The sequence below is a fragment of the Janthinobacterium sp. GW821-FHT03C08 genome (assembly GCF_059420905.1).
In genome coordinates this window covers 241,106-250,064 of record NZ_JBWKUP010000012.1, presented here as the reverse complement: position 1 = coordinate 250,064, position 8,959 = coordinate 241,106, and the positions used below count along the sequence as shown (strand labels likewise).

The 8,959-nt window shown below is 64.7% G+C and carries 12 protein-coding genes; 6 read left to right on the top strand and 6 right to left on the bottom strand.

Annotation, left to right across the window (positions count from 1 at the left end; genetic code table 11):
• The 4 genes from AC07VL_RS19250 to AC07VL_RS19235 all read left to right on the top strand — a co-directional run.
• On the top strand, positions 1-363 hold a 363-nt coding region (locus AC07VL_RS19250), incomplete at its 5' end, for a general secretion pathway protein GspB (RefSeq protein ID WP_494807252.1).
• 101 nt (positions 364-464) lie between these two features.
• A complete protein-coding gene (locus AC07VL_RS19245) occupies positions 465-1,934 on the top strand; it encodes an alkaline phosphatase family protein (RefSeq protein ID WP_494807251.1) in 1,470 nt (489 codons plus the stop codon).
• A gap of 194 nt (positions 1,935-2,128) precedes the next feature.
• A complete protein-coding gene (gene mobB / locus AC07VL_RS19240) occupies positions 2,129-2,653 on the top strand; it encodes a molybdopterin-guanine dinucleotide biosynthesis protein B (RefSeq protein WP_290608364.1) in 525 nt (174 codons plus the stop codon).
• A 58-nt stretch (positions 2,654-2,711) separates the two neighbouring features.
• Complete coding sequence (locus AC07VL_RS19235) at positions 2,712-2,912, top strand: YjfB family protein (protein ID WP_092798340.1); 201 nt, start codon at positions 2,712-2,714, stop codon at positions 2,910-2,912.
• A 417-nt stretch (positions 2,913-3,329) separates the two neighbouring features.
• Here the strand turns inward: AC07VL_RS19235 and AC07VL_RS19230 are convergent, their stop codons facing one another.
• The 3 genes from AC07VL_RS19230 to AC07VL_RS19220 form a co-directional block, all read right to left on the bottom strand.
• Positions 3,330-3,596: a hypothetical protein gene (locus AC07VL_RS19230; RefSeq protein ID WP_494807250.1), complete on the bottom strand. Its 267-nt coding sequence runs from the start codon at positions 3,594-3,596 to the stop codon at positions 3,330-3,332.
• 102 nt (positions 3,597-3,698) lie between these two features.
• A complete protein-coding gene (locus AC07VL_RS19225; RefSeq protein ID WP_494807249.1) occupies positions 3,699-4,223 on the bottom strand; it encodes a hypothetical protein in 525 nt (174 codons plus the stop codon).
• Positions 4,220-4,465, bottom strand: coding sequence for a helix-turn-helix transcriptional regulator (locus AC07VL_RS19220; protein WP_494807248.1), 246 nt, complete (start codon positions 4,463-4,465; stop codon positions 4,220-4,222). Before AC07VL_RS19220 ends, AC07VL_RS19225 begins: the two co-directional genes overlap by 4 nt.
• Positions 4,466-4,834: 369 nt before the next feature.
• On the opposite strand from AC07VL_RS19220, the gene AC07VL_RS19215 reads away from it, so the two are divergent.
• Together AC07VL_RS19215 and bufB are read left to right on the top strand one after the other, a co-directional pair.
• The gene (locus AC07VL_RS19215; RefSeq protein ID WP_494807247.1) at positions 4,835-5,137 is read left to right on the top strand and encodes a BufA1 family periplasmic bufferin-type metallophore; all 303 of its coding nucleotides are present in this window, start codon (positions 4,835-4,837) and stop codon (positions 5,135-5,137) included.
• 20 nt (positions 5,138-5,157) lie between these two features.
• Positions 5,158-6,798, top strand: a complete 1,641-nt coding sequence (bufB, locus tag AC07VL_RS19210; RefSeq protein WP_494807246.1) for an MNIO family bufferin maturase — start codon at positions 5,158-5,160, stop codon at positions 6,796-6,798.
• Here the strand turns inward: bufB and AC07VL_RS19205 are convergent.
• From AC07VL_RS19205 to fumC, 3 genes are all read right to left on the bottom strand, one after another.
• Positions 6,795-7,079: a hypothetical protein gene (locus tag AC07VL_RS19205; RefSeq protein ID WP_494807245.1), complete on the bottom strand. Its 285-nt coding sequence runs from the start codon at positions 7,077-7,079 to the stop codon at positions 6,795-6,797. The genes bufB and AC07VL_RS19205 overlap by 4 nt on opposite strands.
• A 123-nt stretch (positions 7,080-7,202) precedes the next feature.
• Positions 7,203-7,424: an RNA-binding S4 domain-containing protein gene (locus AC07VL_RS19200; RefSeq protein WP_092798343.1), complete on the bottom strand. Its 222-nt coding sequence runs from the start codon at positions 7,422-7,424 to the stop codon at positions 7,203-7,205.
• A gap of 96 nt (positions 7,425-7,520) precedes the next feature.
• Positions 7,521-8,915 (bottom strand): class II fumarate hydratase, encoded by a 1,395-nt coding sequence (fumC, locus tag AC07VL_RS19195; RefSeq protein WP_494807244.1) that lies wholly within the window; start codon positions 8,913-8,915, stop codon positions 7,521-7,523.
• Positions 8,916-8,959: the final 44 nt, after the last annotated feature.

Here is an 8,959-nt window from a genome sequence, read left to right as displayed (position 1 = left end):
CCCGTGCACCATGCCCGGCCCGTAGCGGAACCGCCGCAAGAGTCGCCCGGCCAGGCGCCGCCCGCCGCCCCGGCACCTGTCCCGGTCGCCGCGCCGCCGGTCGCGGCCCCGGCATCGGCTCCAGCGGCCGAGGAAACCGTGCCCGCCATGCGCGACTTGCCCGAGCCCATACAGCGGCAGATTCCCGCCGTCGCCATCGGCGGCTATATCTATTCGAAGAATCCGGCCGACCGTTTATTGCTGATCGACAAAGTCCTGCGCCACGAGGGCGAGGAGCTGGCGCCCGGTCTCGTGCTGGAAAAACTGCAGCCGAAGGGCGCCATCTTCAGTTTCAAGGGCTACCGCTACCGCGTGCCGTACTGAGTTGTCGCATATCAAAGCCAGGTGCCGCTAGCTGAACGATACTGGCAGCGCCTGGTCGAACCAGGGTAGCCACGCCTGTGCGCGCGGCAGGGGGAATGCCCATGACTACTGCTGAATCTGCTGGCCAGCTGCCTGGAAACCTGGCGCATATCGATCACATCGTCGTGCTGATGATGGAGAACCGCTCGTTCGACCATATGCTCGGCTACCTGAGCCTGGAAGGGGGGCGGCGCGACATCGATGGCTTGCGCGCCAGCCATGCCAACGAGCATGCGGGCGTGCGCTATCCCGTGCACCATTTGCAGCGCACGGCCTTCGGCACGCAGCAGGACCCGTCGCACACGGGTATGTCGGTGGCGCAGCAATTGCAAAACAATAACGGCGGCTTCGTCGACGATTATGCGCAAACGCATCCGGGCGACCCCGATCCCGGCCTCGTGATGGGCTATTACAACGGGGCCGACCTGCCCATGTACGATTTCCTGGCGCAGCAGTTCTGCGTCTGCGACCGCTGCTACAGCTCCGTGCCGGGCGCCACCTGGCCGAACCGCCTGTATGCCATCAGCGGCAGGGCGGCCGGCAGCCATGACAGCAAGCGCGTGCCCATGTATGCGAACAAATCGTTCGTGCGCCAGCTCGAGCGCAGCCAGGTCAGCTGGAAATTCTATTCCGCCTGGAAGCCGTGGAGCCTGGCCCTGACGGACGACCACTACCGCTCGTCCGAGTTTTACGAGCCCTTCGGCTCCAGCGAGCGCCGCTATGGCTTCATCGGCGATGCGCTGGCGGGCACCTTGCCCTCCGTCAGCTGGATCGATCCGCATTTCTTTGTCAATGACGACCATCCGCCCGCCGATATCCGTGCCGGGCAGGCGCTGGTGGCGCAGGTGTACCAGGCGCTGGCGCGTGGGCCGGCCTGGCAGCGCACCCTGTTCATCCTCAGCTATGACGAGCACGGGGGCTTTTTCGACCATGTGCCGCCGCCCGCCGCCATCGACGACGACCCCGCCTTCCGCCAGTACGGCGTGCGCGTGCCCATGCTGCTCGTCTCGCCGCTGATCGCCGCCGGCAGCGTCAGCCACCAGGTCTACGATCACACCTCCATCATCAAGACCATCCTGCAGCGCTTTTGCCGCGCCGCCGACGGCAGCTTGCCCGACATGGGCGCGCGCGTGGCGGCCGCCAGCGGCCTGGGCGACGTGCTGAACCTGGCGCTGCCCCGCGCTGCGCCCGCCGTGCCCGCCAGCGTGCAGGCCCAGCGCGTCCAATGGGACGCCGAGGTGCGCCACCGCGAGTTCGCCATGCCGGCGTCCGCCAGCATGCTGGACGGCGTGGCGGCGCAGGCGGACGGCGGCGCCGTGCCGGCCATGTCCGATGCCGAGGCGGGCGCGATCGCCGCGCACCGGCAGCTGGCCCGCACGGCGAGGAATGCGCTGGCGGCCAATGGCAAGACGGTGCGCCAGCCGGGCGGACGGCGCCGTCGCGGCAAGGACGAGGTGCAGGACCCGCCGCATGCCCTGGCGGCGGACAGGGGGGCGGGCGGCGCGGCGCCCGATGGCGAAGGAGGGGGCTGACGGTGGCGCGCAGGGCCGGCTGGCGGGAACGTCTTGCCGTGCCGTGCCGTGCCGCGCGGGGCAAGGGGACGGCCCGCTGGTGCAATGCGGAAATGCTTGACCTGTGCGCGCCCGGTGGAAGCCGGGCGCTGCCGTCGTGCCATGCCTGGGAGAGGGGCTGCGTATAATGGGCCATACTCACTCAAGGAATGACCATGCACGATGCAATGCCCATGCACCCCGTCCTGGGCGTGATTGGCCGGTCCGGCAGCGGCAAGACGACCCTGCTGGAATTTGTGGTGAAGGAATTGGCGGCGCGCGGCTTGCGCGTCAACCTGGTCAAGCACAGCCACCATGACCTGGCGCTGGAGCCGCCGCACAAGGACAGTGCCCGCCTGCGCCTGGCGGGCGCGGCGGAAGTGCTGGTGGCGTCGCCTTACCGCTTTGCCATCGTGCACGAATTGCGCGGCGCGCCAGAGCCCAGCCTGGCGCAGCAGTTGTCACGCATGGGGCCGGCAGACCTGACCCTGGTGGAAGGCTTCAAGACGGACCCGATACCGAAACTGGAAATATTCCGCCCGGCAGTGGGGCAGGAACCCCTGTATCCGCATGACCCGCACGTGATCGCCGTGGCCTCCGACAGCCCCGCGCCGGCCGGTTTGCGCGACGGCGTGCAGTGGCTGGACTTGAATGCGCGCGAACGGGTGCTGGAATGGCTGCTGCAGCGGCTGGAAAAATAAGCCTAAAGGTTTGCCTGCGCCATCCGTTAACAAGGGTAGACCCTCATTGGAGAAACGTATGGACGTCGGAAGCATTGCTCAACTGTCAACCACGATGGCGGAGACAGGCACGCGGCAAGCCGTCGGCTTGACCGTCCTGAAGAAAGCCCAGGATATCCAGAGTTCCACCGCGAACGCCTTGCTGGAAGCCTTGCCGCCGGTGCAGTCGTCGGCGAACCTGCCGGCCCACCTGGGCAACCGCATCAATACGACGGCCTGAGCGTCGTCGCGCGGCGCCACCGTGGCGCCCGCCATGTCCGACCACCGTTTGCGACGGTGGCGCGTGGGCGGCTGACTGTTTTTTTGATGCCGCCATCCCCCTTTTTCGTTTTCCCTGCGCCATTCCCCAGGAGTCTGTCCCGGCGGCGGACGCCGGCGGCGCGGCCATGCATGTGCTGTGGACGAATGTTTGATTCGACGTGCCGGCAGTGCTGAAAGTCGCGGCCGATCGTTTTCGTCCTGTTGCGTTGAAAAACGCGGCTACGTTGACACTTAGATAGAAATCCTGCCTGCCTGGACTGGCCAGAGCCGCCGCTATTGAACGATCATCGATTGATTGGCGTTCTGAGACCTTCCGAAATTGTTGCTGCTCGACTTATTCAACCCAATAGGCCGCACCCAGCCGATCGTCCACGCACTATATCGGGTCTAAGTCCTTGGGAAATTGGCTGGCGCGCTGCCATTGCTCTTGATCGAGGTCTTCCGTCAAATCACGCAGATGCCAAGCCCTGTTCAAGTGCGCAAACACATGGCCGAGGTCAATGCGCAGATTCACCTCATCGTAGTCAGCGTCGCTACGCATCGCCGATATGAGCGTGGTCAAGTGTTCCCGCGCATCGTCAAGTTCATACATCAGTGTGGCCCATGCTGCCGGAGCGCTTTCTTTACTAATTTTACTAATCATAGGGCAACCTTAAACTGCACTTCAATAACGTCGTGAACTTCCGCTTTTGGCCACTTGCCCTCGTCGTCAGATACCGCCCCGTAGCGCAAGTTCAAGTGGCGATTAGGATTCGCTCTCGGGCTGCCTGGGCAACTTCCAGCTGGCATAAAGTGTGGGAAGACTGACGAAGCACGTCATATTTGCCATGAAAAGGGCAAAGGCGGCGCCGGCGCTGCGTTCGACGGTCCATCCCTGCAGCGCTGAGCTCAGCAGCAGGATAGGCCCCGCTACGATATTGACGAAGGCTAGGCAAGCTGTGCAGAAGAAGAACGCATTCTTACGCAATGCGGCTTCCCGTTCATCGTCATCTATTGATGGCTTGCCCAGGGGGCCGTTGATGGCTATGGCCGAAGCCACCGCCATCATTGGAACGGCAATGCCATATGCCATGCGGGACACGGGGAAGCTGACTGCGGTGTAGAGTAGTCCTGCCGCAAATGCCATGGGAAGCAGCGGCAGCCACCGCATGGGCAGGCGTTGCCGCTCATCGGCATCGGCGGACATGTCGTGGCTAACCTTGTCGGAGGTGCCGCTCCACCAGACCAATGCATCCATGCCCTGCATTAACGTTTTACGTTTGGCGCTCACTCGTCTTCTCCTGTCCTCTTTAAAGTCATGGCGATCGATTCGAAGCGGTGGAAAGAGAAAAGCATCTCAACGCTGACTCCGAAATGCCGGGCGATCTTCATCGCCAATTCCAGGCTGGGTTTGTAGTCTCCCCGCTCCAGATACCCGATGGTCTGGTTGTTGACACCGACTGCTTCGGCCAGCTCCCGCCGCGACATGCCACGTTCTGCACGAAAGACGGCGATTCTGTTGTGTAGTGTCATAAAAAATTGTGCTGGGCTGATGGTTCGTTGTGATTACACAATGAATGCATCCAAGAGTCAAGCGAAGGACGCAAGGTCAGGTGCTTTTGACTGGCTGCTGTGGTCCGAGAACGGCGTTTCCTGGAAACATCGCCGCAAGGGCCCCTCGCGTCAGGCTTTGCTGCTTTGTATGTCACTTTATTGTTCGCCGACCTCAGCCGCGATGGTTCTGGCCGCTGCCGACGGCTTGCCGCGCGCCATGCGGGCGCGTCCATGCAGCAATACTCGCCACGGGGCAGCCGATTCAGTAGAATGATGGCCAGTGCTACCTGGCAGCCGATACCGTCGCCAGGGCGCCCCGATTTCCCCGACCACGCTAGAGGATAGTCCATGAATAAACGTCAAGCTCTCGTCGCCGCCGCCCTGGCAGGCATCTGCGCCAGCACCACCGTCAGCGTGGCTGCGCACGACGGCCCCGCGCCGGGCGACAAGGAAAAATGTTTCGGTGTCGCCAAGGCGGGGCAGAACGACTGTGCCTCGTCCGATGGCGCGCACTCCTGCGCGGGCCAGGCGGCCACGGATAAGCTGCCCACGGAATGGGCCTATGTTGCCAAGGGCACGTGCACCCAGGCGGGCGGTTCGCTCAAGCCCGTCAAGCCGGCCAAGGGCGCCAAGCCAGCCACGCAGCCATAAGCATTTCACACAGCAACGCCATGCCGTCTCCTGCGCTCGCTGGCGCGGGCGTCGGCCTGCGCGCCTTGCATTACCGCGATTTCCTCGCGCGCCGGCCTCCGGTAGGCTGGCTGGAAGTGCATACCGAAAATTATCTGCAGCCATCGGGCTGGGACTGGCATGTGTTGCAGTCCCTGCGCCGGGATTACCCCATCAGCCTGCATGGGGTCGGCCTGGGCCTGGGCTCGGCGCGGGGTTTTTCCGAGCCGCATTTGCAGCGCGTGCGCGCGCTGGTGGAGCGCATCGAGCCGGTCTTGGTATCGGAACACCTGAGCTGGGGCGCCGTGGCGCAACAGCAACTCAACGACCTGCTGCCGCTGGCCCTGGATGGCGTCGCCCTGGACTTGCTGTGCGCCCGCGTGGGACGGGTGCAGGACGTGCTGAAAAGGCCGATCTTGCTGGAGAATGTCTCCACTTACCTGCGTTTTCGCGACGATGCCATGAGCGAGGCGCAATTCCTGGCCGAGCTGTCACGCCGCAGCGGCTGCGGCATTTTGCTCGATATCAATAACCTGTACGTGAACCAGTGCAACCACGGGGAAGATGCCCTGGCCGCGCTGCAGGCGATCGCGCCCGGCAGCGTGGGCGAGCTGCACCTGGGCGGGCATCTGCTCACGCCGCACGCCGTGGTCGACCACCACGGCGCCACCGTGGCCGATCCCGTCTGGGACTTGTACGCGGCTGCCGTGCGGCGCTTTGGCGCTATTCCCACCCTGATCGAATGGGATACGGACTTGCCCGCCCTCGATGTCCTGCTGGGCGAGGCGGACAAGGCGCAAGCCGTGCTGGCGCGGCACGCGCCGCAGGCGCCATGGCGGGGGACGGTGCTGGCGGCGCCGCCCGTCGTTGCTGCCGCGCCGGTCGATGCGCTGGGGGCCGGCCAGCAAGCGTTTGCCACGGCCTTGCTGGATGCGGCGGCGGCCCTGCCACCGTTCGCGGGAGCGGCCGTGCCGCAGCGTTTTGCTCTGTATCGCGGCAATATGAGTGCCACCTGGCGCCGCACCCTGGGCCATGCCTATCCCGTCGTGCTGGCGCTGGTGGGAGACGAGTTCTTCGGCGGCCTGGCGCGCGCGTATGGGCGCCAATATCCGTCAGATAGCCCCGACTTGAACCAGTTTGGCGCCCGTTTCGCCGATTTTCTCGCTGATTTTCCCCATGTGGCCGAGCTGCCCTACCTGCCGGACATGGCGCGCCTGGAGTGGGCCGTGCACCTGGCCCATTACGCGCCCGATGCGCAGGGCGTGGCGCCCGGGGCGCTGGCGGCCCTGCATCCGCAGCAGCTGGAAGAGAGCCGCTGGCGGCTGCATCCGGCCTGCCGCCTGCTGGCATCGCGCTGGCGGGTGACGGCCCTGTGGCAGGCGCACCAGGCAGGCGAGGGGCAGGGCAGGTTTCCGCAAGACATGCAGGTGGCCAGCCATGCTGCCATCTGCCGTCCCCGCTGGAAGGCGCACGTGCTGGAATTGGATGAGGCTGCGCATGCGGCCTTGCTGGCGCTGCAGCAAGGCAAGACGTTCGGTGCCGCGCTCGATGCGGCTTTCGAGCACGATGAGAATTTCGACCTGGGCGGCCAGCTGGGACGGTGGCTGGCGCAGGCACTGCTGGTGGAGCAGCTGCCCGGCTAATCGAAGGCGCGCAGCAAGCGCGCTTCGCCCGTCTGGTCCTGGTGCAGGGCATTCGCGGCCAGGGTGGCGTCCATCATGCGCGTGACCTGTTCTTCCTCGAAGCGGGCGAGCTCGGCCGTGGCCGCGACGAGGGCCAGTTGCAGCCTGGCGCGCGCGCTCTGGTACAGGCTGCTCGTATATTTGTCCGTGTTGCGGAGCAATTCCTCCGCATTTTCTATGACCTGGCGCAAGTCGCCGATCAGGCGCTCCTGGCTGCGCGTACCTTGTTCGGGATGGTCCATGGCGCTTCCCTTCCACAATCGATAGTTCTCTCGCGAGCGACGTGTTGCCGCCAGACGCAGGCAGCCGGAGTGGCAGGGCGGCTGGCTGGACGCATGGGGCCGCTTGCGCGCCCCATGCGGGGATCAAACAGGGCCGACGACCGTGATGCGGATATCGCCCACGCTGACGACCTGGCCGGCGCGGATCTTGGCGGTCTTGCGCAATTCCTTCTTGCCATCGACCTTCACCACGCCGCTATCGACCATGACCTTGCCTGCGCCACCGCTGTCGCACAGGCCGACCAGCTTCAGCAGCTGGTTCAGCTCGACGAACTCGGATGTTAAATCAAAGCTTACTTTTTGCATTGTATCCCTTATTGCAATGATGTGTTTTAAACACTTGATGACGGCGTCAACCAAGTTGTTAGTTTACATGAAGCCATCCGGGATGCAGGCAGAGCCTCAGCTTTTGTTGGGCCGTGTCATCTCCAGGGGCACGATCCACGCGTTGAATTGCTCTTCAGTAACAAAGCCCAAGGCCAGGGCCGCTTCCTTCAGGGTCGTGCCTTCATGCTGGGCCTGTTTGGCGATTTGCGCCGCCTTGTCGTAGCCGATGTGCGGCGCCAGGGCCGTGACCAGCATCAGGGAGCGCTCCATCAATTCGGCGATGCGACCACGGTTTGGCGCGATGCCGTGCGCGCAATGCTCGTCGAAGCTGCGCATGCCGTCGCCCAGCAGGCGCGCGCTTTGCAGGAAGTTGTGCGCGATCAGGGGCTTGAAGACATTCAGCTCGAAATTGCCCGAGGCGCCGCCCACCGTGATGGCCACGTCGTTGCCGAACACCTGGCAGCACAGCATGGTCAGCGCTTCGCACTGGGTCGGGTTGACCTTGCCCGGCATGATGGAGCTGCCCGGTTCGTTTTCAGGGATGGTGATTTCACCGAGGCCGGAGCGGGGGCCGGACGCCATCCAGCGCACGTCGTTGGCGATCTTCATGAGGGCCGTGGCCAGGGTTTTCAGCGCGCCATGCGCGGCCACCAGCGCATCGTGGGCGGCCAGCGCGGCAAACTTGTTGCTGGCCGTTTCGAACGGCTGGCCCGTCAGGCGCGCCAGTTCCGCCGCAATGCGGCCCGCAAATTCCACGTGGGCATTCAAGCCCGTGCCCACGGCCGTGCCGCCGGCCGCCAGCTGCAGCAGCGGCGGCAAGGAGGCCGTGATGATGTGCTCGGCAAACTCCAGCTGCGCCGCGTAGCCGGAAAATTCCTGGCCCAGGGTCAGCGGCGTCGCGTCCTGCAGGTGGGTGCGGCCGATCTTGACGATGTCGGCAAATTCCGTGGCTTTTGCATCGAGCGTGGCGCGCAGCTGGCGCAGCGGCGGCAGGACGGTGTTGGCGACGGCCAGGGCAGCCGCCACGTGGATGGCGGTAGGAAAGATGTCGTTCGAGGACTGGCCCAGGTTGACGTCGTCGTTCGGGTGCAGCAGGCGCTCGGCGCCCCGCAAACCACCGATCAGCTCGGAGCCGCGGTTGGCCAGCACTTCGTTCATGTTCATATTGCTTTGCGTGCCAGACCCCGTCTGCCAGACGGCCAGCGGGAATTCCCCCGCATGCTTGCCGGCCAGCACTTCGTCGGCCGCCTGCGTGATGGCGATGGCTTTCTTGCCATCCAGTAGTCCCAGGTCCAGGTTGACGTGGGCGGCCGCGCGCTTGACGGTGGCCAGGGCGGCGATCAGTTCGGGCGGCATCTTTTCCGTGGAGATATGGAAGTGCTCAAGCGAGCGCTGCGTCTGCGCTCCCCATAGCCGGTCGGCGGGTACGTCGATCGGGCCGAAACTGTCGCGTTCGATTCTGCTACTCATGGCATCCCTTTCATCGATGGAGGTGGATCGAGTGTACTCCAGAC